24 protein-coding genes, 2 tRNA genes and 1 riboswitch are annotated in these 23,942 nt (G+C 44.0%); of the genes, 18 read left to right on the top strand and 8 right to left on the bottom strand.

Translation table 11 applies throughout. The features are described from left to right. The 17 genes from hisD (at nucleotide 1) to COR50_RS10440 (ending at nucleotide 16,096) form a co-directional block, all read left to right on the top strand. Nucleotides 1–1,278: a histidinol dehydrogenase gene (gene hisD / locus COR50_RS10520; protein ID WP_098193943.1), complete on the top strand. Its 1,278-nt coding sequence runs from the start codon at nucleotides 1–3 to the stop codon at nucleotides 1,276–1,278. 5 nt (nucleotides 1,279–1,283) lie between these two features. Beyond that, nucleotides 1,284–2,339 (top strand): histidinol-phosphate transaminase, encoded by a 1,056-nt coding sequence (gene hisC / locus COR50_RS10515; protein WP_198405823.1) that lies wholly within the window; start codon nucleotides 1,284–1,286, stop codon nucleotides 2,337–2,339. Continuing rightward, entirely contained in the window at nucleotides 2,336–2,545 is a 210-nt protein-coding gene (locus COR50_RS10510; protein WP_098193941.1) for a hypothetical protein, read from the top strand. The genes hisC and COR50_RS10510 overlap by 4 nt, the downstream gene beginning before the upstream one ends. 41 nt (nucleotides 2,546–2,586) lie before the next feature. Continuing rightward, on the top strand, nucleotides 2,587–3,717 hold the full coding sequence (hisB, locus tag COR50_RS10505; RefSeq protein ID WP_098193940.1) for a bifunctional histidinol-phosphatase/imidazoleglycerol-phosphate dehydratase HisB: 1,131 nt from the start codon (nucleotides 2,587–2,589) through the stop codon (nucleotides 3,715–3,717). Between the two features lie 356 nt (nucleotides 3,718–4,073). Further along, nucleotides 4,074–5,489, top strand: a complete 1,416-nt coding sequence (locus COR50_RS10500; RefSeq protein ID WP_098193939.1) for an anthranilate synthase component I family protein — start codon at nucleotides 4,074–4,076, stop codon at nucleotides 5,487–5,489. After that, complete coding sequence (locus tag COR50_RS10495) at nucleotides 5,486–6,055, top strand: anthranilate synthase component II (protein WP_098193938.1); 570 nt, start codon at nucleotides 5,486–5,488, stop codon at nucleotides 6,053–6,055. Before COR50_RS10500 ends, COR50_RS10495 begins: the two co-directional genes overlap by 4 nt. Before the next feature lie 46 nt (nucleotides 6,056–6,101). Beyond that, nucleotides 6,102–7,094, top strand: coding sequence for an anthranilate phosphoribosyltransferase (trpD, locus tag COR50_RS10490; RefSeq protein ID WP_098193937.1), 993 nt, complete (start codon nucleotides 6,102–6,104; stop codon nucleotides 7,092–7,094). A gap of 10 nt (nucleotides 7,095–7,104) precedes the next feature. Next, complete coding sequence (trpC, locus tag COR50_RS10485; protein ID WP_098193936.1) at nucleotides 7,105–7,908, top strand: indole-3-glycerol phosphate synthase TrpC; 804 nt, start codon at nucleotides 7,105–7,107, stop codon at nucleotides 7,906–7,908. Further along, entirely contained in the window at nucleotides 7,905–8,543 is a 639-nt protein-coding gene (locus COR50_RS10480) for a phosphoribosylanthranilate isomerase (protein ID WP_098193935.1), read from the top strand. Before trpC ends, COR50_RS10480 begins: the two co-directional genes overlap by 4 nt. Nucleotides 8,544–8,569: 26 nt before the next feature. Then, the gene (trpB, locus tag COR50_RS10475; protein WP_098193934.1) at nucleotides 8,570–9,775 is read left to right on the top strand and encodes a tryptophan synthase subunit beta; all 1,206 of its coding nucleotides are present in this window, start codon (nucleotides 8,570–8,572) and stop codon (nucleotides 9,773–9,775) included. A gap of 6 nt (nucleotides 9,776–9,781) precedes the next feature. Continuing rightward, a complete protein-coding gene (gene trpA, locus COR50_RS10470; protein WP_098193933.1) occupies nucleotides 9,782–10,558 on the top strand; it encodes a tryptophan synthase subunit alpha in 777 nt (258 codons plus the stop codon). A 10-nt stretch (nucleotides 10,559–10,568) separates the two neighbouring features. Then, a complete protein-coding gene (gene hisH, locus COR50_RS10465) occupies nucleotides 10,569–11,162 on the top strand; it encodes an imidazole glycerol phosphate synthase subunit HisH (protein WP_098193932.1) in 594 nt (197 codons plus the stop codon). Nucleotides 11,163–11,165: 3 nt separating this feature from the next. Next, on the top strand, nucleotides 11,166–12,332 hold the full coding sequence (gene hisA, locus COR50_RS10460) for a 1-(5-phosphoribosyl)-5-[(5-phosphoribosylamino)methylideneamino]imidazole-4-carboxamide isomerase (RefSeq protein ID WP_098193931.1): 1,167 nt from the start codon (nucleotides 11,166–11,168) through the stop codon (nucleotides 12,330–12,332). Between the two features lie 45 nt (nucleotides 12,333–12,377). Then, nucleotides 12,378–13,133, top strand: a complete 756-nt coding sequence (hisF, locus tag COR50_RS10455) for an imidazole glycerol phosphate synthase subunit HisF (RefSeq protein WP_098193930.1) — start codon at nucleotides 12,378–12,380, stop codon at nucleotides 13,131–13,133. 48 nt (nucleotides 13,134–13,181) lie between these two features. Then, nucleotides 13,182–13,781 (top strand): bifunctional phosphoribosyl-AMP cyclohydrolase/phosphoribosyl-ATP diphosphatase HisIE, encoded by a 600-nt coding sequence (gene hisIE, locus COR50_RS10450; protein ID WP_098193929.1) that lies wholly within the window; start codon nucleotides 13,182–13,184, stop codon nucleotides 13,779–13,781. Continuing rightward, nucleotides 13,778–14,869, top strand: coding sequence for a TlpA disulfide reductase family protein (locus tag COR50_RS10445; RefSeq protein ID WP_232516347.1), 1,092 nt, complete (start codon nucleotides 13,778–13,780; stop codon nucleotides 14,867–14,869). Before hisIE ends, COR50_RS10445 begins: the two co-directional genes overlap by 4 nt. Nucleotides 14,870–14,944: 75 nt before the next feature. Beyond that, nucleotides 14,945–16,096 carry a TlpA disulfide reductase family protein gene (locus COR50_RS10440; RefSeq protein WP_098193928.1) on the top strand — a complete coding sequence of 384 codons (1,152 nt, stop codon included), beginning with the start codon at nucleotides 14,945–14,947 and terminating at the stop codon, nucleotides 16,094–16,096. Nucleotides 16,097–16,174: 78 nt separating this feature from the next. On the opposite strand, the gene COR50_RS10435 is transcribed toward COR50_RS10440, so the two are convergent. The 3 genes from COR50_RS10435 to COR50_RS10425 all read right to left on the bottom strand — a co-directional run bounded on the left by COR50_RS10435 (nucleotide 16,175) and on the right by COR50_RS10425 (nucleotide 18,818). Beyond that, nucleotides 16,175–16,429, bottom strand: coding sequence for a hypothetical protein (locus COR50_RS10435; RefSeq protein WP_157760741.1), 255 nt, complete (start codon nucleotides 16,427–16,429; stop codon nucleotides 16,175–16,177). A gap of 61 nt (nucleotides 16,430–16,490) precedes the next feature. Then, nucleotides 16,491–17,351, bottom strand: a complete 861-nt coding sequence (locus COR50_RS10430; protein ID WP_098193926.1) for a pirin family protein — start codon at nucleotides 17,349–17,351, stop codon at nucleotides 16,491–16,493. Between the two features lie 156 nt (nucleotides 17,352–17,507). Then, entirely contained in the window at nucleotides 17,508–18,818 is a 1,311-nt protein-coding gene (locus tag COR50_RS10425; protein ID WP_098193925.1) for a DUF5074 domain-containing protein, read from the bottom strand. Between the two features lie 67 nt (nucleotides 18,819–18,885). After that, a riboswitch (cobalamin riboswitch) is annotated at nucleotides 18,886–19,071 on the bottom strand. 246 nt (nucleotides 19,072–19,317) lie between these two features. Here COR50_RS10425 and COR50_RS10420 point away from each other — a divergent pair. Further along, on the top strand, nucleotides 19,318–19,515 hold the full coding sequence (locus COR50_RS10420; protein WP_098193924.1) for a hypothetical protein: 198 nt from the start codon (nucleotides 19,318–19,320) through the stop codon (nucleotides 19,513–19,515). Between the two features lie 344 nt (nucleotides 19,516–19,859). Here COR50_RS10420 and COR50_RS10415 read toward each other — a convergent pair. From COR50_RS10415 to COR50_RS10395, 5 genes are all read right to left on the bottom strand, one after another. Beyond that, a tRNA-Gln gene (locus COR50_RS10415) sits at nucleotides 19,860–19,930 on the bottom strand. A gap of 56 nt (nucleotides 19,931–19,986) precedes the next feature. Further along, nucleotides 19,987–20,057: transfer RNA gene (locus COR50_RS10410), tRNA-Gln, on the bottom strand. A gap of 113 nt (nucleotides 20,058–20,170) precedes the next feature. Further along, nucleotides 20,171–21,208, bottom strand: a complete 1,038-nt coding sequence (locus tag COR50_RS10405) for a glycosyltransferase family 9 protein (RefSeq protein WP_098193923.1) — start codon at nucleotides 21,206–21,208, stop codon at nucleotides 20,171–20,173. After that, a complete protein-coding gene (locus COR50_RS10400; protein WP_098196180.1) occupies nucleotides 21,205–21,810 on the bottom strand; it encodes a DUF4254 domain-containing protein in 606 nt (201 codons plus the stop codon). The genes COR50_RS10405 and COR50_RS10400 overlap by 4 nt, the downstream gene beginning before the upstream one ends. Before the next feature lie 674 nt (nucleotides 21,811–22,484). Beyond that, complete coding sequence (locus COR50_RS10395) at nucleotides 22,485–23,918, bottom strand: APC family permease (RefSeq protein ID WP_098193922.1); 1,434 nt, start codon at nucleotides 23,916–23,918, stop codon at nucleotides 22,485–22,487. Between the last annotated feature and the right edge of the window lie 24 nt (nucleotides 23,919–23,942).

Below are 23,942 nucleotides of genomic sequence, written 5' to 3'. Positions count from 1 at the left end.
ATGCAAATTTATCGTTTCCCAAATATTGGTACTTGGAAGGATATTCTTAAAAGACCGGAACATGATCACCTGAAGCTGGAAAGCACCGTGGGAGCTATCCTTGAAGATGTGAAACAAAACGGCGATACCGCTTTAAAAAAGTACGCAGCCACTTTCGATAAAGTGCAGATCGACGAATTGGCCGTTACGCAGGAAGAACTGGACGCTTCGGCTCAAGCCGTTAGCCAGGAATTGAAAGATGCCATCGCCCAGGCGAAACGCAATATTGAACTATTTCACACGTTTCAACTCAGCGAGGACGAAAGCGTTGAGACCATGCCCGGTGTAACCTGCTGGAGGAAATCGGTCGCCATCGAAAAGGTTGGCCTATACATTCCGGGCGGAACAGCCCCGCTATTTTCCACGATCCTCATGCTGGCAATTCCGGCAAAAATCGCCGGTTGCAAGGAGATCGTTCTCTGCACACCTACTGCTAAAGACGGTACAATTCCTCCCGTAGTACTTTACACGGCTATGATAACGGGTGTTACCAAAGTTTATAAAATAGGCGGTGCGCAAGCGATCGCGGCCATGGCTTACGGTACGGAAACGGTTCCGAAGGTGTATAAAATATTCGGCCCGGGCAATCAATATGTAACTTGTGCCAAGCAACTGGTCAATAAAGAAGGTATTGCCATCGATATGCCTGCCGGACCTTCCGAAGTAGCCGTATTGGCCGATGATACCTGTAATCCGGCTTTCGTTGCGGCAGATTTATTGTCACAGGCTGAACACGGCACCGATAGCCAATCGATCCTGGTAACAACCTCCGAAGCGGTTTTAGTGGCCGTGGAATCTGAAATCGAAGAACAGCTGGAACGCTTGCCACGCAGGGAAATCGCTGCACAATCCATGGCCAACAGCAAGCTCATCCTGATCGAGAATACCCGTGTTGCAATGGCCTTGCTCAATGAATACGGCCCTGAACACCTAATTATTGCCTGCAAAGATGATCATTTCATAGCGCAGCAGGTTATCAACGCCGGGTCTGTTTTCATGGGCAATTTCTCCCCGGAAAGTGCGGGCGACTATGCCTCGGGAACGAATCATACCTTGCCTACAAACGGCAATGCCAAGGCTTATAGCGGTGTATCGGTAGATAGTTTTTTCAAGAAAATTACCTTCCAAAGATTATCGGAAGAAGGCTTGAAAAATATTGCTAAAACAATTGAAATCATGGCTGCTGCCGAAGGCTTGGATGCTCACAAGAACGCGGTTGCCATCAGGCTAAAAAAATAATCAAGATGTTTAATTTAGATAATCTACTCCGCGATAATATTAAAAGGCTCGTTCCCTATTCTTCCGCCAGGGACGAATTCAAAGGGGAAGCCAGCATCTTCCTGGATGCAAACGAAAATAGCTTCGGTTCCCCGCTTGCTAAAGCGTATAACCGCTACCCGGACCCGATGCAATGGAAGATCAAGTATAAACTGGCCGAAATAAAAGGTGTACCGCCGCAGAACATCTTCCTGGGCAACGGCAGCGATGAAGCGATCGATATATTATACCGCGCTTTTTGCAGGCCGGGCATCGATAACGTGATCCTTTGCCCGCCAACATACGGTATGTACGAGGTAAGCGCCAACATCAACGATGTAACGATCCGCAAGGTGAGCCTGGCGGAAAATTTCCAGTTAGACCTGGCTGCCCTGGAAACAGCGATCGATGAAAATACGAAGATGATCTTCCTTTGTTCACCTAATAATCCTACCGGGAATGACCTGGACCGGGAAGATATCGAAGCCGTATTAAATAACTTCGACGGCATCGTGGTAATAGACGAAGCTTATATCAATTTTTCTAAGCAAAGATCTTTTATCCAGGAATTAACGGAATATCCTAACTTGGTGGTGCTTCAAACTCTTTCCAAAGCTTGGGGTTTGGCTGCCTTGAGGTTGGGGATGGCATTTGCATCAGAAGACATTATCCATGTTTTCAACAAGATCAAGCCACCTTATAATATCGGACAGGCGACCCAAGATTTAGTACTCGAAGCCCTGGAAGGCATTTCACAGGTAAACGACTGGATCAAGACCGCTGTTAGTGAAAGGGAAAAATTAGTGGCGGAACTGGCGCTATTGCCGGTTACGGAGAATATCTACCCCAGCGACGCGAACTTCTTCCTAATGAAAACCAAGGATGCCAAAGGAATCTATAATTCCTTGGTAGAACAGGGTATCATCGTCAGGGATCGATCCAAGGTAGAAATGTGTGCCGGTTGCTTAAGGATAACCGTGGGTACTAAAGAAGAGAATGAGGCGTTATTAAATGGGTTAAAATCTTACACACCTGTTGTATGAAACGTTTCAAAAAAAGAATATTAATACTTTTTATCATCTGGACAGTACTTTCCGGTATCGTTGACTTCATCATTTTGAAGAAGGAACTCACCTGGGGAAATGCCCTAAGCACCCTGATCGTGGGGCTATGCGTATCCGTTTTAATCACGGTTTCGCTGGCTTGGATCTTCCCTAACAGCGGCCAACAAAAGAAAAAAGACCAATAATTCAACCTGCGGGTCACACCCGCAACCAGTTTCATACAATCATGAAGAAAGTTTTATTTATAGATAGAGATGGTACTTTAATTAAAGAACCATCTGATTTTCAAGTAAATAGCCTCGATAAAATCGTCTTTTATCCCAAGGTTTTCACATACCTACAGAAGATCGCCGCCGAATTGGATTTTGAGCTGGCCATGGTAACAAACCAAGATGGCTTAGGCACAGATTCATTCCCCGAAGATACTTTCTGGCCTTCACAAAACTTCGTTATAAACACCTTAGCCGGGCAAGGAATTGTTTTCGATGAGGTTTACATTGATAAAACCTTCGCAAAAGATAACGCCCCTACCCGTAAACCGAATACTGGCTTGCTCACCAAGTATCTGGACGGCTCGTATGACTTAGCCAATTCCTTTGTAATCGGGGATCGTATCACGGATGTTAAACTGGCCCAGAACTTAGGCGCCAAGGGCATTTGGATCAACGAGGGCACCGGCCTGGGCGCTACCGAAATCAAGAATGGTGATGATCTTAGCGCAGCGATCGCCTTGGAAACTACCGACTGGGCAAAGATCTACGAATTCCTGAAACTCGGCGCCCGAAAGGTACAGCACCAGAGAACAACCAAGGAAACCGATATCTCCATCGAACTTAACCTGGACGGCAGTGGCAAAGGCAATATCACTACAGGCCTGGGCTTTTTCGATCACATGTTGGATCAAATTGCCAGGCATGGAAATATCGATTTGAATATCGTGACCAAAGGCGACTTGCATATCGATGAACATCATACCATAGAAGATACGGGCCTCGCCTTGGGCGAAGCCTTCGCCAAGGCTCTAGGAGATAAAAAAGGCATCGAGCGTTACGGGTATTGCTTGCCGATGGATGATTGCCTCGCCCAGGTGGCGATAGATTTCGGCGGAAGAAATTGGATTGTTTGGGACACCGAATTTAAAAGGGAAAAGATCGGGGAAATGCCTACCGAGATGTTCTTCCATTTCTTCAAGTCCTTCAGCGACGCGGCAAAGGCCAACCTGAACATCCAGGCCAGCGGGGAAAATGAGCATCATAAAATAGAAGCGATTTTCAAGGCATTCGCGAAGGCGATTAAAATGTCGGTAAAGCGCGATCCGGAACATATGCGACTTCCCAGCACAAAAGGAACACTGTAGAGATTCACAGGGTTATCAAAGCTAAATCCACCAAGGATTTGAGCTCAAAAGTTGGATTGGGGCAAAAAAAATTTGGGAGATTTAATTTGAAATATCAAAAATTTGTCCGCATATTTGTGTCCAGAATGAAAACAAACTTTACATACAAACATTGGTGGCACGGAATCGTAATCTCGATTGCTGTGTAACAGTGCCATGTATGTAATACATATAATTCAATACGAAGGGCTCGCTGAACACAGCGGGCCCTTCGGCTTTTTACCCAATCCTTGATGCGCTGCAAAGCAATGTAGATCCGGACAAGTTGTTAGCGTAGCACAATTAGGCGATGGCAAATTTTAAAACAAAAATTAAAAATGCGCACCATTTCTGTTAAATCAACTTGTAAGAAAATGCTGTCGGATGTATTCACACCGGTAAGCATTTACTTGCGAACCAGGGATAAATTCCCCGGCTCTATCTTGCTGGAAAGCACCGACTCGCACGCTGGAGAAAATAGCTATTCCATCATCGGTATTAAGCCCATCGGTGGTATAGAAGTTACTTCTACCAATACTTTCGAATTTAAATATCCCGGTACAGAGCCGGAAAGAAAAGAACTGGGGAGCACCCAGGAAGTATTGAAAGAACTCGATCAATTCCTCGGATCATTCCAATTTGAAGGGAAACCGGCCGTACCTTTCGCAGCAGGACTTTTTGGCTACAGCACTTTTGACTCCGTACAATTTTTTGAAAATATAAAATTCCGGGAACGCGCACCGCAAGGCAATACCATTCCCTTGATGCGTTACCGTTTCTATCAATACATTATTGCCATTAACCACTTCAAAGACGAGATGTTTATCTGCGAAAACCTGGTAGATGGTGAAGAAAGCGAGCTCGACCTGCTGGAATCATTGATACGCAATAAAGATTTCCCCACCTATCCTTTCAGCGTCCAAGGAGATGAAGAAAGTAATATGACCGACGAAGGATACCGGGAACTGGTGGAAAAGGGTAAGCAACATTGCTTCCGCGGAGATGTTTTCCAAATCGTGCTTTCCCGCGCCTTTCAACAATCATTCAACGGTGATGAATTCAATGTTTACCGCAGCCTTCGCTCCATCAACCCCTCCCCTTACCTCTTTTACTTCGATTACGGTGATTATAAATTGATGGGATCTTCCCCGGAATCACAAATACTGATTCAAAACAATCTCGCCACGATACACCCGATTGCCGGAACTTTCAAACGTACCGGGAACGATGAGATGGATAAAAAACTGGCCGATCAATTATTAGAAGACCCCAAGGAAAATGCGGAACACGTAATGCTGGTTGACCTGGCCAGGAATGATCTGAGCAGGCATGCTACCGATGTTACCGTGACCCATTACCGCGATGTAAAATTTTATTCACATGTCATACACATGGTAAGTGAAGTAACGGGTAAATTACCGGACAATACGCCGCCATTCAGTATCTTGGCCGATACTTTCCCGGCAGGCACGCTTTCCGGTGCGCCGAAGTTTAAAGCCATGGAATTGATCGATTCTTACGAGCCTACCGCCCGTAGCTTTTACGGTGGATGTATCGGTTTCGTTGGGTTCAACGGCGATTTTATCCATGCTATAATCATCCGCTCCATGCTTAGTAAGATGAATACCTTGTACTACCAAGCGGGCGCAGGCATCGTGGCCAAATCCAATCCAGAGATGGAATTACAGGAAGTGAACAACAAATTAAACGCGCTCAAACAAGCTATTCAAATGGCACAAACCGTAACAGCATGAAGATCTTAGTATTCGATAATTACGATTCATTTACATATAACCTCGTTCACCTGGTAGAGAAAATTATCCATGCCAAGGTGGATGTGTACCGCAACGATCAAATTGCCTTGGAAAAAGTGAAAGATTATGATAAGATCATCTTATCGCCAGGGCCGGGTATACCTAATGAAGCCGGTTTATTATTACCGTTAATCCAAGAATATGCACCCAGCAAATCTATCTTCGGTGTATGCTTAGGTCAACAAGCCATCGGGGAAGCTTTCGGAGCATCGCTAAGCAACCTAACCACGGTTTACCACGGTGTGAGCACACCCGTGCAAATTACCAGCCGCGCGGGAAGATTGTTCAAGGACTTACCCGGTGAAATCGAAGTAGGGCGTTACCATTCTTGGGTAGTTGACGAAGCAACGCTTCCTGCCTCGTTGGAAATTACCGCGAAAGATGCAGAGGGATATATTATGGCCTTACAACACAAAAATTATGATGTAAGCGGGGTTCAATTTCACCCGGAAAGTGTATTAACACCGCAAGGTGAGCAAATTTTACGTAATTGGCTGGCTTTGTAATCTAGAAGAAAGCAACACTTACGTAAATTTTAAAAGCATCATTACCATGAAAAAAATATTAAACTACTTATTCGAACATAAATCATTCTCCCGTCAAGATGCCAAGCAAATCTTGATCGATATCTCGCATGGCACTTATAACGATAGCGAGCTGGCTGCATTCATGACCGTTTTCCTGATGCGCAGCATCACGATCGAAGAGTTGATGGGCTTCCGCGATGCCTTATTGGAATTGTGCGTTCCCGTTAACTTGAACGGGCATGAAGTACTGGATATCGTTGGCACCGGCGGCGATGGCAAAAATACTTTTAACATTTCAACGCTGGCATGTTTTATCGTGGCCGGCGCCGGTGCGAAGGTTTCCAAGCATGGCAATTACGGCGTATCGTCTATCAGCGGTGCATCCAATGTAATGGAGACATTAGGCTATAAGTTTAAAAACGATTCCGCAGCCTTAAACCATGAATTGGAAAAGGCCGGCATCTGTTTCTTACATGCCCCACTATTTCACCCGGCATTAAAGAAAGTAGCGCCCATCCGTAAGCAATTAGGGGTGCGAACTTTCTTCAACATGCTAGGCCCCTTGGTGAACCCGGCATTTGCACAACACCAATTGATCGGCGTTTACAGCCTGGAGATGGCACGCATTTACAATTATTTATTTCAACAAACGGATAAGCAATTTGCTATCGTGCATAGTTTAGATGGTTACGATGAAATATCTTTAACGGCCGATACCAAAATTATCACGAACAAGGGTGAACAAAACATGACACCCGAACAACTGGGGAAACGCCAGGTTCATGCACAGGATATTTACGGTGGTAACTCGATTGAAGATGCCGCCAAGCTATTCATGAAAATCTTGAAAGCGGAAGGCACCTGGGCGCAACATTCAGTTGTAGTGGCGAATGCCGCAATGGGTTTGTATTGCTTGGGGCAATATGACACTTATGAAAATTGCTACCAATCAGCCTTGGAATCCCTGGAGTCCGGCAAAGCATTACAAGCATTTAACACCTTGATCAGTTTGCAATAATTATCATTCTATGAGTAATATTCTCGCCGAGATCGTGGCGCAAAAACACAAAGAAGTTGCAGAACGCCAAACAAATAGGTTGGTACAAGACCTGGAACGAGCCACCTTGTTTAACAGGAAAACGCTTTCGCTGAAAAGCTTCCTGGTAGCGCCTACACGCACGGGTATCATTGCCGAGTTTAAACGCAAATCCCCGTCGAAAGGTATTATCAATGATATGGTGAAAGTGCAAACCGTAACCGGGGCTTACAATAGATTCGGTGCATCGGGACTATCGGTTTTAACGGACGGCCCATATTTTGGCGGCTCCATTGATGATTTGATACAAGCGCGTGAAATCAATAATATCCCCATCCTGCGGAAAGATTTTATCGTCGATGAATATCAAATTATAGAAGCGAAAGCCATCGGCGCTGACGTGATATTATTGATAGCCGAATGCTTGACGAAAGAACAAGTAGCGCAATTTGCCAAAACTGCCCATGATCTTGATTTAGAAGTATTATTAGAAATACACAGCGCAGAACAACTGGATAAAGTTGCTAAAGATGTAGACTTGGTGGGTGTAAATAACCGCGACCTTACTACCTTTACAGTAGACGTTAACCGTTCGTTCGAATTAGCCCCGCTGATCCCGGCAGATAAAGTGAAAGTGGCTGAAAGTGGCATCACGGATGTAAACGTGATCATCTCCCTGAAAAAAGCCGGGTTCGATGGCTTCCTCATCGGCGAACATTTTATGAAACAAAGCAGTCCCGACAAAGCTTTTGAACGTTTCGCCGGGGATCTGCAACATCAACTGGCTAGCTTATGAACATAAAAGTTTGCGGTATCACGCGCGCGAAAGACCTGGAACAATTAGTTGCCTTGGGAGCAGATTATGCAGGGTTTATTTTTTATGAAAACTCGCCCCGCTATATTATCGGTAAGATGGACGCTTCTGCCGTAACACAAGCTGGTAGCGGTATTAAAAAAGTGGGTGTATTCGTCAATGCACCGTTGTACCAAGTTCAGCAAACCATTAAAGACTATCAACTGGATTTGGTGCAGCTTCATGGAAATGAGTCCATCACTTATTGCCAGGCTGTTAGGCTCAGCGCCCAAGTCATCAAAGCTTTCCGCGTGGGGAACAACCCGAACTTTCACCTGGATGCTGCTCCTTTTATGCCCGTTGTTGATTATTTCCTGTTCGATACGGCCCATCCGCAATTTCATGGCGGATCAGGCGTGCAGTTTGATTGGAAAATGCTCGATGCATACCGTTTGCATAAACCGTTCTTCTTAAGCGGCGGCATCGGCCCCAAGGATGTGGCGCTTTTAAAAGCATTTCAACATCCCTACCTGCATGCATATGATATCAATAGCAAATTTGAAACGGCTCCGGGCGAAAAAGATATGCAGAAAGTGGCAGCATTCATTGAGGCCGTCAAAGCATTTCCCAGTAATTAGGTCAATTCAATCTTAATTTTAAAAACATGAACATAGCAGTCGATACCAAGAACTCCCGTTACCACGTCAACGGTAAAGGGTATTTCGGCAAATTCGGTGGCGCTTATATCCCGGAAATGTTATACCCTAACGTGGCGGAACTACAAGCGAATTACCTCGATATCATGTCTGATCCCGGCTTCCAAGAGGAGTTTACGCAACTGCTCAAAGATTACGTGGGCAGGCCATCTCCATTATACTTAGCCAAAAGATTATCCGCGAAATACGGGGCGCAGATCTACCTGAAAAGGGAAGACCTGAATCACACCGGCGCACATAAAATCAATAACACGATCGGCCAAATCCTGCTAGCCCAAAGGCTCGGCAAAAAAAGGATCATCGCTGAAACGGGAGCCGGTCAACACGGCGTGGCTACCGCTACAGTTTGTGCCTTGATGGGACTCGAATGTATCGTGTATATGGGCAGCGTGGACATCGAGCGACAAGCGCCTAACGTAGCCCGCATGAGGATGCTCGGTGCGGAAGTAAGGGCTGCGAAGAGTGGCAGTCAAACATTAAAAGATGCCACCAATGAGGCTATCAGGGATTGGATCAATAACCCGACCGAGACGCATTATATCATCGGTTCAGTCGTAGGTCCACATCCATACCCGGATATGGTGGCCAGGTTCCAATCGGTAATCAGCGAGGAAATCCGCTCGCAACTGGCAGAAAAAACGGGTAACCCCTTACCCGGTTACGCGATCGCTTGCGTGGGTGGTGGCAGCAATGCAGCGGGAACATTTTTTCATTTCATGGATGAACCCAGCGTACAGCTCATTGCCGTAGAAGCTGCCGGGCAAGGCATCAACTCCGGCTACTCCGCCGCCACTACGCAATTAGGATCGCTTGGCATCATCCATGGCAGCAAAACCTTGCTGATGCAAACAGATGACGGCCAGATTGTAGAGCCGCATAGCATTTCAGCCGGGTTAGACTATCCCGGCGTTGGACCCGTACACGCCCATTTATTTGATTCCGGCAGGGCTACGGTGTTGAATGCTACCGATGATGAAGCCTTAGCCGCAGCATTTGAATTAACGAGGTTAGAAGGTATCATCCCCGCACTGGAATCATCCCACGCCTTAGCAAAGCTCAAGGACATTAAATTCAAACCGGAAGATGTAGTCGTAGTTTGCCTTTCAGGCAGGGGAGACAAAGACATGGCCACTTATATCCAACATCTAAAGTAAAGGATCATGAACAGGATAGATCAATTATTTGCAAAGCAAAAAAATAATATACTCAATATATATTGCACGGCGGGTTATCCACAACTTGATGATACGACTACCGTTATCGAGGCGCTCTCAAATAACGGTGTAGATCTCATCGAGCTAGGCATGCCTTTCTCCGACCCCTTGGCAGATGGACCTGTTATACAACATAGCAGCACGATCGCCTTGAAAAACGGGATGAAGATCAGCCTCCTGTTTGAACAACTGAAAGGGATTAGGGAAAAGACACAAGTTCCCATCATCCTGATGGGATACCTGAATCCCGTGATGCAATTCGGTATAGAAAACTTTTGTAAACACTGTGCCGAAGTGGGTATCGATGGTATCATTCTGCCGGATCTCCCGATGGACGAATACGAACAGGAATATAAAAAGATATTCGAGCAATACGGCCTGCACCTGATCTTCCTGCTAACGCCGGAAACCAGCGAGGAAAGAATCCGTAAAATAGACCGGTTAAGCAAAGGTTTTATTTACGCTGTTTCATCTTCCAGTACAACGGGTAGTAATAAGGATATCGATTTACAAGAAGATTATTTCAAAAGATTACAAAACATGCAATTATCAAATCCCGTGTTAGTTGGATTTGGTATCCGGGATAAAGCTACCTTTGAGGAAGCCTGCAAATATACGAATGGCGCCATTATAGGAACCGCCTTCGTAAAAGCGATTGAAACGGCCCCGGATTTGCAAGTAGCCATCGCTAATTTCATCCAGGATGTTCGCCCGAAACTGTAACCTTTAATATATGAAAACTGTAATCATAAAATATAACGCCGGGAATACAAAGTCCGTGCAATTTGCATTGGAACGGTTGGGCGTAAACGGTATCGTATCTGATCATGAAGAAGAAATCCGTTCTGCCGACAAGGTGATCTTCCCCGGCGTAGGTGAAGCCAGCACCGCGATGGAATACCTGCAAGCGAAAGGATTGGACCAGGTGATTAAAAACCTGCAACAACCCGTCCTGGGCATTTGCCTGGGCATGCAGTTACTTTGTAAATATTCCGAGGAAAATGATACTACTTGCATGGGCATCTTTGACTTGCCTGTGAAGAAATTCGAATCCCCGGTTCCTAACTTGCTGAAAATACCGCAAGTTGGATGGAATAATATTACCGGCCTGCATAGCAGGATTTTCGAAAATGTACCGGAGAACGCCTATATGTATTTCGTGCATAGTTATTACGCGGCATTAGGCCCCGATACGGTTGCAACGGCGAATTATATCATCAACTACAGCGCCGCATTGCAGAAAGATAATTTTTACGCGGTGCAGTTTCACCCGGAAAAATCGGCTTCGGAAGGACAAAAAATCTTGGATAATTTCTTGAAATTATAATATATGGATATCCCGGTTCAAATCAGGTTCATTCACGCGAAAGACACCTTGAACTTAAGGAGGGAAATACTTTACCCGGATGCCAGCATCGAAAGTGTGGTGGTAGAAGGAGATGAACGCGGCCTACATTTCGGTGTCTTTTATCAAAATCAAATGGTATCCGTCGTATCACTATTTATAGATGGTAATACGGCGCAATTCCGAAAGTTTGCCACGGCAAAGGATATGCAAGGCAGGGGTATTGGCAGCTACCTGGTGCGCTACCTCGTTTCTTATTGCAAGCAACACCGCATTACTACCTTGTGGTGTAATGCCCGCACCACGGCTACCAATTTCTATAAGAAGCACGGGATGAACGTTGCGGGCAACATTTTTTACAAGCAGGATATCGCTTTCACCAGGATGGAAATGAACATCCCGCTACAAGAAAATCTAAATTCAAAACAAATGGAAATCATACCGGCGATTGATATTATTGATGGTAAATGCGTAAGGTTAACGCAAGGAGATTATGATCAAAAGAAAGTATATAACGAGAATCCCTTGGAAGTAGCCAAGGAATTTGAAGATAACGGTATCAAAAGATTGCATTTAGTCGATTTGGATGGAGCCAAAAAAGGCGCCGTGGTAAATTGGAAAGTGCTGGAACAGATCGCGGGAAAAACTGCTTTAACCATCGACTTCGGCGGCGGGATTAAAAAAGAAAAAGATATAGAAATCGTATTCGAAAGCGGCGCAGCAATGGCTACAATTGGCAGCATGGCTGTAAAAGCGCCGGATTTATTCGCGGAATGGGTTAAGACCTATGGCGCGGAAAAAATATTCCTCGGCGCCGATGTAAAAGATGAAATGATCGCCGTGGGCGGATGGTTGGAAACAACCGGTGTCAGTATTTACGATTTCCTATCTGAAAAACAACAGCTAGGCATTACGCAAATATTCTGCACTGATATTGCGAAAGACGGTTTATTGCAAGGACCATCCACTGAACTGTACCGCAATATCATTGCGCAATTCCCGGGCATCAACCTGGTAGCGAGCGGCGGTGTTAGTAGCTTAGCAGACCTGGCAGCATTATCGGAAGCAGGCTGTTCCGGCGCTATTGTTGGAAAAACTATTTATGAAGGGAAGATCAGCATCCGCGAATTGAAACAATTCATGGAAGGATAACTTATTACGAAATAATATTGCGCAATAGCAATTAAATATATTACGATGCTTACTAAAAGAATCATTCCCTGCCTGGACATCAAGGATGGACGCACGGTAAAAGGTATCAACTTTGAAAATATCAGGGATGCCGGTGACCCGATTGAGCTGGGCGCATTATATGCCGGGCAAGGAGCCGATGAACTGGTATTCTTAGATATCACCGCTACCAATGAAAAACGCAAGACTTTAGCGGAGTTGGTAACGCGCATCGCGCAACAAATCAATATTCCTTTTACTGTTGGAGGCGGGATTTCTACCGTGGAGGATGTCAGCGTATTGCTCAACAGCGGCGCCGATAAAATATCCGTGAATACAGCTGCCTATAAAAATCCAACAGTACTCAATGAAATGGCGAGGCAATTCGGTAGCCAATGCATCGTGCTAGCGATCGATACCCGCTTCGAAAACGGCGATTGGTATGTGTATCTCAACGGGGGACGGGTAGCAACGACTACAAAAACGATCGATTGGGCCAAGGAAGCAGCAGATCGCGGCGCCGGTGAAATATTGTTGACTTCCATGAATAATGATGGTACCAAGCAAGGGTTTGCCCTGGATATTACCGGGCAGCTTTCCAGCGAGTTAAATATTCCTGTAATCGCATCTGGTGGCGCCGGAACGATGCAACATTTTGCCGATGTGTTTGAAATCGCCAATGCTGATGCAGCCCTGGCCGCTAGTATTTTTCATTACAAGGAAATCGAAATCCCGGCATTGAAGACGTACCTTTATCAAAAAGGGATACAAGTCCGCTTTTAAAAGCAAAATACCGTTCATTCAAAAATTAAAATTAGAACTATTTAGTATATGACTTTGCAAGTAGATTTTACCAAGTCGCCGGACGGGTTAGTTCCTGCCATCATCCAGGATGCCATTACAGGGAAAGTGCTGATGTTGGGCTACATGAACCAGGCAGCCTTGGATAAAACCATCGAGGACAATAAAGTTACCTTCTTCAGCCGCTCCAAGAATCGCTTGTGGACAAAAGGCGAAGAAAGTGGTCATTTCTTGCACGTACAGAATATTAAACTCGATTGTGATAACGACTCTTTACTGATACAAGCCAACCCGGCAGGGCCAGTTTGCCATACGGGATCAGATACTTGTTGGGATGAATCTAATGACAGTCCCGACTTTTTACAAAAGCTGGAAAAAATTATCAGCGATCGTAAAAATAACCCGAGTGATGATTCTTATACCTCTAAATTATTCAGGAAAGGCATCAATAAAGTGGCTCAAAAAGTGGGTGAAGAAGCCGTAGAAATCGTGATAGAGGCCAAAGATGACAATAATGAGCTATTTTTGAACGAGGCGGCCGACTTGTTATTCCACTACCTGGTGCTGTTACAAGCCAAAAATTTCACATTAGCCGACGTTATCAACATACTCAAAGAAAGACATAAATGATTCTTTTAAAGCGTCTTACAAACCTATTATTTTTATTATCCCTTCCCTGGCAATTATTTGCTCAATTACAGATCAATGGCCAAGTTAAGGGAGCTGATGGGAAAAAATTATATTTTTTTGATGATAAGGATCCCTATGTAGACGATTCTGTAACCATTCAACAAGGTAAATTTTCATTTACGCTGAACAGTCCCAGCATGGGAAATGTTTATGCCTTGATGCTGGAAGCCACAGAAACGCCGTTCTTATTCGTTGCAGAAGAGGAACCGATCTATTTTGAAGCGAATGCGGCTAACTTCCCCGTTCTCAATCAATTACGATCCGGTGTGCAGACAAAGCATTTCCAAGAATACCAATCAACGTTCCAGCCCCTGATCGCGCGGGCACATGCTTTGAACCGCGAAGCATCAGCAATAGAAGCTGATAATGAACCTGCCAAGGAAGCATTCAGAAAGAAAGCCCAGGTATTCACCGGGGATGTATCAAAAGAAGGACTGGCATTTATACAACAGCATCCTACATCCATCGCCAGCGTATGGATCCTGCTGAATGAATTACGCAACAAGGTAGATATCAAGGAGTTTGAGCAAGCCTATGGGCGGCTCTCCCCTGCCATTCAGAAAAGCCGTTACGGCAATATGGCCAATAACTTCATTCAAAAGGCTAAAAATCAGCCGGATGCACCGGATTTTACGCAGAATGATACCGAAGGCAAACCGGTAAAATTATCCCAGTTCCGTGGGAAATACGTTTTAGTAGACTTTTGGGCCAGCTGGTGCGGACCATGCAGGCAAGAGAACCCGCATGTAGTAAAAGCTTATCAAAAGTACAAGTCGAAGAATTTCGTTATATTAGGCGTATCACTGGATGACAACCGCAATAACTGGTTGAAAGCCATCCGGCAAGATCAACTGGGTTGGACCCAGGTTTCCGATTTAAAAGGCTGGAATAATGCCGTGGCGCTGCAATATGGCGTGCGTTCAATCCCGCAAAACTTCTTGGTAGATCCGAACGGCAAGATTATTGCAAGCAACCTGCGGGGAGTTCAACTGGAGAAAACCCTAGAGATGATATTTGCTGAGCAGTAATAGCCGTCTATCAAATTTAAATTGTCGTAGATTCGTACTTTCAGCATATTTGTTATACAAAAACCAATTTATAAAATGAAGAAATTGATATTAGCGGGAGCATTGCTAGCCCCTTTAGCGCTCTTTGCACAAGAAAAAGAGGCTGTCAAGGAGTATCCTTTCACTATCGAAGGAACTTATGCGAAAGCTGCTACGCCGACAACATTCTATATCCGTTACCGTAATAGCGGTAAAAACGTGATCGACAGCGCCAAAACTGACGCTTCCGGTAAATTCACTTTTAAAGGTGAAGTGGCCGAACCTACCATGGCTAACTTCCTTGTTTGGAAAGATCAATCTGAAATTGAAAACTTCAACTTCGAAGGAAATTATAAAGGTGTATCCCAGTTTTTCATCGACAAAGGTCAAACGAAAATCAATGTAGGTGATATAACTAAAGAACCTACCATTACAGGAACTCCTGCGCAGCAAGAGTTATTGAAGCTCAACGACATGACCGCGGATGTTCAAAAACAAATTGCCGAACTTACCCAGGAATACTACAAGGCAAGAAGTGAAAAGAACACCCAGAAGATGGAAGAATTGGGTAATCAATACGACAAGCTAGATGCACAGCAAGTTGAGATTTACAAGCAATATCTTGCTAAAAACCCTAAGTCTCCAATCGGGATCTATGCTATTTCTACTGCCGTAGGTTACGATATTGATCCGGCTGTAGCAGAACCGTTATATAACAACCTTGCGGATGCGGTAAAAGCATCTCCTTCAGGTGTTGCTTTCGGTAAAAAATTAGAAATTGCTAAGAAAACCGCCGTTGGTCAACCCGCGATCCAATTCTCCCAAAGCGATAAAGATGGAAACGCTGTAAGCTTAGCTTCTTTCAAAGGCAAATATGTTTTGGTTGACTTTTGGGCTAGCTGGTGCGGACCTTGCCGCCAGGAAAATCCAAACGTGGTAAAAGCATTCAACACTTATAAAGATAAAGGGTTTACCGTATTCGGTATTTCTTTGGATGAAAACAAAGACAAATGGTTAGCTGCCGTTGAAAAAGACGGTCTAGCTTGGACACAAGTATCTGACCTGAAAGGTTGGAAAAACGAAGTGGCCGGTTTATACGGTGTAAATGCCATCCCTCAAAACTTCCTGATCGATCCAAGTGGTAAGATCATCGGTAAAAACTTACGTGGCGAGGCATTAGAAAAGAAACTTGCTGAAGTTTTAAATTAACATGGAAAGATATTTTCATAAAAAAAGACCGGGATTCTTGTTCCGGTCTTTTTTTATGAAAAATAATATCAACAGTTCTTACCAGGAGTTGAATTTTTGCAAATGAAGGTCTATCGCGTCCGCTATAGATTGCAACAACCCGGCGGGAACCTGCTGCGCCCCGGCAGGATCGGCCGCAATAACACGCCAATTCCCCTCGTCATCTACTTCGAAATGAAAATGCTGATCCATTATATCAACATGTAATTGTATAACATAACCCAGTTGTTTAGGTTCAATATAATATTGTTGGGAAACACCCTTGTAATCAATAGAAACTGAAAAAGCTTGCATGGAGCAAATGTACATACCGGGACGATAATTCAACACATTTGTAAAAAATAGCAAGAGAATTTTATATCTCACCGAATTTCCCCGCAGCAACATCTGCCATGGCTTGATCAATTTCTTCTTTCGTATTCATGACGAAATTGTCCTTAATAACCAGGGGTTCATCTAATGGCGGTGCAGAAAGGAACAGGATTTGCGCATTCCCGTTTGCCGTTATTTTGAGTTCTTCGCGTTCTTTATCCAATACGGCGAGTTGATGCTCATGGACGGGGTTATCCTCATCATCATTTAAAGTAACGGAACCGTTGGCAACATATAACAAGGCCCAATTCCCGGCAGGTACTTCTAAACAAACATCGTGATTATTATGGATCTCCCCGGTAATGGCAATAATAGGTTGCTTGGTTTCTATCGGGCCTTTCGCCCCCTTGTAATGCCCGATCGGCAACCGTAGATTCACACCCAATTCATCCACGATAACAGGGATGGCTACCTTTACAGCGCTTTGATACACCGGTTGATCCATCTTGAACTTGGCAGGAACATTCAACCAGAGTTGCAATAACTCGTAAGTTCCACCTAAGCCGGCGAACCGTGCCGAAGGATTTTCACAATGCAAGATTCCGCTACCTGCAAATAAATATTGAACATCGCCCGGTTTCAATATGGTTTCATGCCCCGCGTTATCATAATGATACCCTTCTCCTTGCAGCATAAATGTTACCGTTGCAAAACCGCGGTGAGGATGCGGCTCTACAATTTTCGCATCTGAAGACTGCTTAATTTCCGTCGGCATTACATGTTGCCAAAGTACAACAGGATTTGCAGAAGTTAATTTACGGTTCGGGATCAATTGCAATACTTTCTCCTTCGCATAGGCATTTTTGACAACCCCATTCAAGATAAAAACCAAATTCTTCTTCATATGGACGAGCGTGTTTCATTTATTATTTATAACAAATAATCACACTTATAGTTGTCAATATTCTTGCCAAACAAGCTTTCGATAAGTATCAAAAAAATGGAGCTTCATAACGAAGCTCCATTGTAATATAAACTATTAGAAAATTTATAGTCAAGGCTAATACATCAATAACATGGCAGGGAAATGATAGCCATTAAACGTAATCTTTTTATTCACGGCGCCGGAGGTTGCGTTGATGAAATACAGGTAATTCACATTCCCTCCGTAAGAACTGTTGGTTGCCGTTGCCACGATTTCATTTTTCCATGCATTGTAAGCAATCGCTGCTCCGTAAAAATATTCTCCTCCCGGTAACGTGAAGAAAGGTTCGCTAACGCTGGAAGCATTTCCTTTCAGGTAGCGATATATCTTGGCGCCGCCGGCCCATCCGTCCGGGGGTGCGATATAAACGGAATTGTCTTTGCTGGATGTTGTCATCGGCACACTTCTCCATGCACCCCAAGGCGAGGTAGTAGTAAATGGTAAAGTAATCGTATCCGCGGCCAAGTTATTCGGGTTCATCCCCCATAATTTATTGTCCTTGGCAGCGTATATCAAACCATCTTTAGCGGCAGCGAAACCGAAATCTGCCTGTCCTAATTTTTTAATAGTGCTATAATTCGTAGAGCGGAAAACCACGATACCGCTATCGCGGGTCAATGCGAAAACACGGTCCCCGTATTGTAACATGTTTCCTACAGGCCCCGTAATGTTAGGCACCTTGGTACCATCGATTGTCATGGTAGAGAGATTGACCACGTAAACACCATCGTTCGTACCAAGTAATCCCCTCTCGGTATCCAAACCGAGGAAAGAAGTCCCGAAATCACCGGGTAAATTATCGATTCTACCGAGCTCTTTCATTGTGTAAGGATCAACTTTAACCAATGGTCCACCTGCTTTTACCACGAGGTACATCTTATCGAAACTAACCGTTCCATATTGCAAGGTATTACCGATTTCGCCAAGGGCTTTACCGGGGTTTTCCTTGATAAACACACTGTCAGTCAACTCATCGCGCAGGTAACTATAAAATAAAACATTGCCGGTACCATGACCAAACCAGCCTTCGGTAATCAGGCTAAAACCGAGGTCATATTCACCAGGAGAGAAAATTTGATATACCCCGGAATCTTTTCCGGCGGCATTGCTAGCCGTAAACACAACCCTATGGTTACCGCGGCTGGAAGCAGTGTAGGTATAAGCGGTATCTTTACTAACTTCCTCGTTATCCACCTTCCACTGAAAACTCGCGCCATCTTTCATTTCCACGGTAGGCTTCAGGTCAACCGACTGGCCGACATCTATCGTATCCATGCTAAATTCCGTGGTAACGAACGGGCGGATCGTAGGATCATCATTATTTTTATTACAAGCAACAACAAGAATGGCAGCTAAAGCTAACCAACCTATTAAATTTTTCTTCATGTGGGTGTGTTTGTATCTATTTTAAGTTTATACTCTTCGATCCAGCTCATCTTTTCGCCCGAAAGAAGGATGGCAATACAAACGGGCAGGTCTTCTGGCTTACTTGTACTTGGCAGCCTTCCCGTAATGAAGTACAGTGGCAGGGGAAAGCCAAGTAATTTTATCAAGTTTACAGCTACGGGGATAGCTCCAGGTTTCCACTGGATTCCCTTTTCATACATCGACAGATGTAACCCGGTTGCAGGCGCAAACCTACATTTTAGCGCGGTATTCTCCAAATCTTAGAACGGTGGGGGAAGGGAATATGTTACATGGTGTACTTTGTTTTCCGAATTAAAAAAATTAAACATTGCTTGAAAATAGCTTTTGATTGATCACCGATGTTGGAAATTGAATATCGATTTTCAATGAAAAATTATCGTATCCCTTAAAAGTTCGATTCAATGTCCACCTGCTCGTTTCTTGTACTTTTTTGCTTGCCCCAAAACGAGTACCAAAAATGGCACAAATTGGCCATCACGGCCGCCAATTTGATCGCGCGATCGAGCTTTTGTACAAGTGTATCGGCAAGCTACCGTTCCCTATCAACGGTGCGAAGTTCCATGGTTTCCTGGTGGGGCTGAATATATCATCCTTCGCTTATTTCCTTGACCTGGTAAGGAATTCAAGTAAATTTAAAGCAATATTAGCCGGATAACAATGATTAAAAATCATATTTATTGCCTGGGTATAAAGTTCAGATTGGAGAGCTAAACATGCCTGAAACCGGGCTTTCACAATTATTGGGTTACCGTTCCCGAAAACCGGAAATACTATCCGGCAAAAGAGAGTTAAGCCTTGGTATGATTCGAAAACTATACGATAAATTATACATTCCCGCAGCAATATCGATCCGGGAATTCAGGCAAAACGACAAATTTTCCGATACAAGAATTTGGTTATCCGGGCTTGAAGTTAGGAGTGAATTTAACTTACTAATTAATAAGAAAACAAAAAAGGATAAGACCAACATCCTATCCTTTCATATTATAACTTTTTATGTTGCCCGACCTGGATTCGAACCAAGACAAACAGAACCAAAATCTGTCGTACTACCATTATACTATCGGGCAATCGAAATGCTTGTATTTAAGAACTTAACTGAGCCTAGCAACTAAACTTGTTATTGTTGCCCGACCTGGATTCGAACCAAGACAAACAGAACCAAAATCTGTCGTACTACCATTATACTATCGGGCAAGCATTTCGTTTGGGATGGCAAAAGTAGAACTTTTTTTATTTCTGCAAAATATTTTTTTGATTTTCAATCATTTTTTTTGTCGAAACAGGATACAAATAAGTCTTTTAAAGATTTATTTTTTTATCACATTATCCACTTTATGCGTTATCATCGGGGGCAATATCTGCTCCATACATGCCCAATCTCCACGGAAACAAGTTTTATTACCGAAAACCGAGCAAGGCCGGCACGAAAGATCAACCTGCACGGCATTCATCATTTCCTGGCCATAGCCCATGAATCCCGCGTAAGGGTGCGTTGCACCCCAAATGCTCACCACCGGCACCGCGAATAAGGATGCCAGGTGCATATTGGCCGAATCCATACTCAACATAACATCGAGATTGGATATCACGTCTAATTCTTCATTTAAGCCAATTTTCCCGGCTAATGAGACTACTGACGGATATTTTACTTCCAATTCGTTTAAAGCCCGAATTTCGGCCTCTCCACCCCCAAAAAGCAATACTTTAACACCTGGTTGCGCTGCATAATGTTGAATGACTTCCTTCATATTATCCAGGGGATACATTTTTTCCCGGTGCGCTGCAAACGGCGCTATTCCTATCCAGGTATCGGTTCGCTTCTCCCCCGTCAATTGTAAGGTACCCGGTTGCAATGTTTTCTGCTGCCTTTCGATTGGTAGTAGATCAAATTGCAAACCCAGCTCTCGAAATACGCTTGCATAACGATCTACGGTGCTTTGCAAAGGTTTCAATTCCTTGTTTTCGCGGCGGGTCAACGCTTTCTTTTCTGCACGGCCTTTATCAATTACGGCAACTTTTGTCCCCGCCAACTTAAAAAACGTACGTAAAACCTGGGAACGCAATACCTGGTGAAGATCTGCTAAGGCATCGATCTTATAACTTTTCCTGATTTCCCTGGATAGCTTGTACAAACCGGGAACGCCTTTATGCGCCCCTTTTACATCGGCAGGGAAAAACACGAGGCCCGGGACATCTTCACACAGCGCTCCCCACTTTTTATTAGTGACGAAAACGATCTGCAAACCGGGGTTTGCTGCCAATACGGAACGTATCACGGGAATGCACATCGCCACATCACCCATCGCTGAAAAGCGGGTCGCTAATATGGTTCGTAATTTGCTCATTTCTTGTTCGCGTAAAGTACCGGGTTCAAGCTGGGGTCATTATACATCTTCATTTGCTTGTACACTTTCATGTACTTCCTGCCCCCCTCGATATCCTGCAATAAACTCTCTATAGCCGTGGATAGGTCTACTTGCTGTGTTAACAGGATATCCAGCTTGGATTGGCAAACGGCCCTATGCTCTTCACTGGCATCTTGCCGTGTCGCCTCTTCACGCATATGGTAAATTTTCAAGGCAAGGATAGACAAACGATCAATTGCCCAAGCAGGGCTCTCCGTGTTGATCGTAGCCGATGGCAATACGTTCACATCCTTAAATTTTTCCAGGAAATAACTATCGATATATTCTACCACATCGGTACGCTCCTGGTTAGATTTATCGATCCAACGCTTCAATTTCAACGCTGCTACCGGGTCGATATTCGGATCACGGATAATATCTTCCAGGTGCCATTGAACCGTATCAATCCAATTTTTTAGATATAAAAGATGTTCAATGTCAGCTTTATTATAAGGGTTTTCTATGCCGCGGTGCACGTCATTATGCAAATGAAAATCCGTTATAGCTTGATTAAATACTTTGGTACACAATTCTGTAAACATGCGACAAAAGTAAATTTCTAATCTGATAAAATAAAAATCCGCTGCTAAATTCCCTCCAAGATTTTTAGCATGGCCGGGTGGCCCACTGAAGCCGGGCATAAAAATAGGCACATTGTAGAGACAATGTGCCGTGCATAAAATCATGTGAATGTTCGAGAATGCAATACTTCAGCTAATAAAACACCCGTTTTATTAGCAATATTTTGATAGATCGGTTCTTGATTTGCTCCATGCCTTACTAACATAGCACCGGGCTAACGGCCATCAGAACAATGTTGGTAATATTTTTATAAAATGTAAAGTATCTAATAGAAGCTATTCTAAATGGTAAACAAAAAATGGTACATCGTTTTAAAGTCGACCGGGTTAAAATTTTGTATAAAGTTAGCTTTCAATAAATACAGATCTTGACTTTAATTCTCACTGTCCTGAGGTTATTTGCAATTTAATACTCTTTACTGCAATATAGACCGCAGTCTTAAATTTCCTTCACCTAAAAATAGAACAAAAAATCTATTATAAAAAATTTTATTATAATAATTATACACGCATTTTAATTGGCTGTTTCTCTAACAGTTTATATCACAATTATTCACATAAAACAAAAACGGCAATACATAAATGCACTGCCGTTTACTTGATTGAAACAGGATTCGTTTTACCGAATTTTTATTTTAAACAGTTTTCTTGTTAGCGGATCTCGCGAGATAGTAAATCGGGATACCGATCAAGATAATTCCCAAACCAAATAATGCGTAGGTAGTTTCCGTATACAACAGTAACAATGCCAAACCGGATGCTACTGCAACATAAATAGCCGGTAACACCGGGTAGCCGAATGCCTTGTAAGGACGGGGAACATCCGGTTGTGTTTTCCTCAACCTGAAAATCCCGATAATTGTCAATACATAGAATAACAGTACCCCGAAAATTACGAGTGCCAGCAACTTATTATAACTACCGCTTAAACACAATATAGATGCCCATAAACATTGCAACCACAAACCGTTCGCCGGTACATCATTCTTATTCAGGATAGCAGCTTTACGGATAAATACGCCATCTTCAGCCATCGTATAATACATTCTTGCACCGGACAAGATCAAACCGTTATTACATCCGAATGTAGATACCATGATCATCACGGCAATAGCAATCGAACCTGCGGCACCGAATATGGCTTCGGCGGCGGCAACCCCTACCCTTTCATTCGGTGCAAATGCGATATCATTAAACGGTAACACCGACAAATACATCAGGTTAGTTAATACATAAACGGATGTCACTATAAAGGTTCCCAAGAATAATGAACGACCAATATTCTTTTGCGGATTTTTAATTTCTGCCGCGATGAAGGTCACATTATTCCAAGCATCGCTTGAGAATAAAGATCCTTTCATGGATACCGCGATTGCACCGAGCAACGCGATGCCACTTAAACCTGTACTGAGGATATTCCCTGCACTGTCTTTTGTTAGATGTGCCGGAGTCCAGGCATTGGCCCAGTTAGCATTCCAGATTTCGGCCTTCGCTCCCAGCAGGAAGCCGAAAATAATTAAACCGAACAGCGACAATAATTTGGCTAATGTAAACACGGTTTGTAAAATTTTTCCGTGCTTCACCCCTTTCGTATTAATATAAGTTAATAACACGACCGATGCGATCGCAACGATCTGTCCCATGGTGATATCTATAAAACCTAAAGGCAACACGACTCGTGATTCCCCGAGTACCGGGAACACGTAATCGGTATATTTTGCAAATGCCATGGCAACTGCGGCAATCGTCCCGGTTTGAATTACGCCGAATTGTGTCCAGCCGAAAAGGAAAGCGATAAAAGGATTATATGCTTCCCGGAGGTAAACATACTGCCCACCAGCTTTCGGGTACATACCGGAAAGTTCCCCGTAACTCATAGCGGCAATAATGGTTACCAGGCCGGCCAGGACCCACATGGCAGTCAGCCAACCCGCTGAACCCAGGCTGTAAGATATTTCCGCAGAAACTATAAAGATACCCGAACCGATCATCGAACCGGCCACGAGCATGGTGGCATCGAGTAGTCCTAGGCTGGGTTTAAATTGCTGTTTTTGGTTGATAGCAGACATGCGAAATGTTGTAAAGTTGGTTGA

The organism is Chitinophaga caeni, from assembly GCF_002557795.1.
Classification (GTDB): domain Bacteria; phylum Bacteroidota; class Bacteroidia; order Chitinophagales; family Chitinophagaceae; genus Chitinophaga; species Chitinophaga caeni.
Note: the sequence above shows the minus strand (reverse complement) of the source record. Positions and strands in the feature narration are given on the sequence as shown.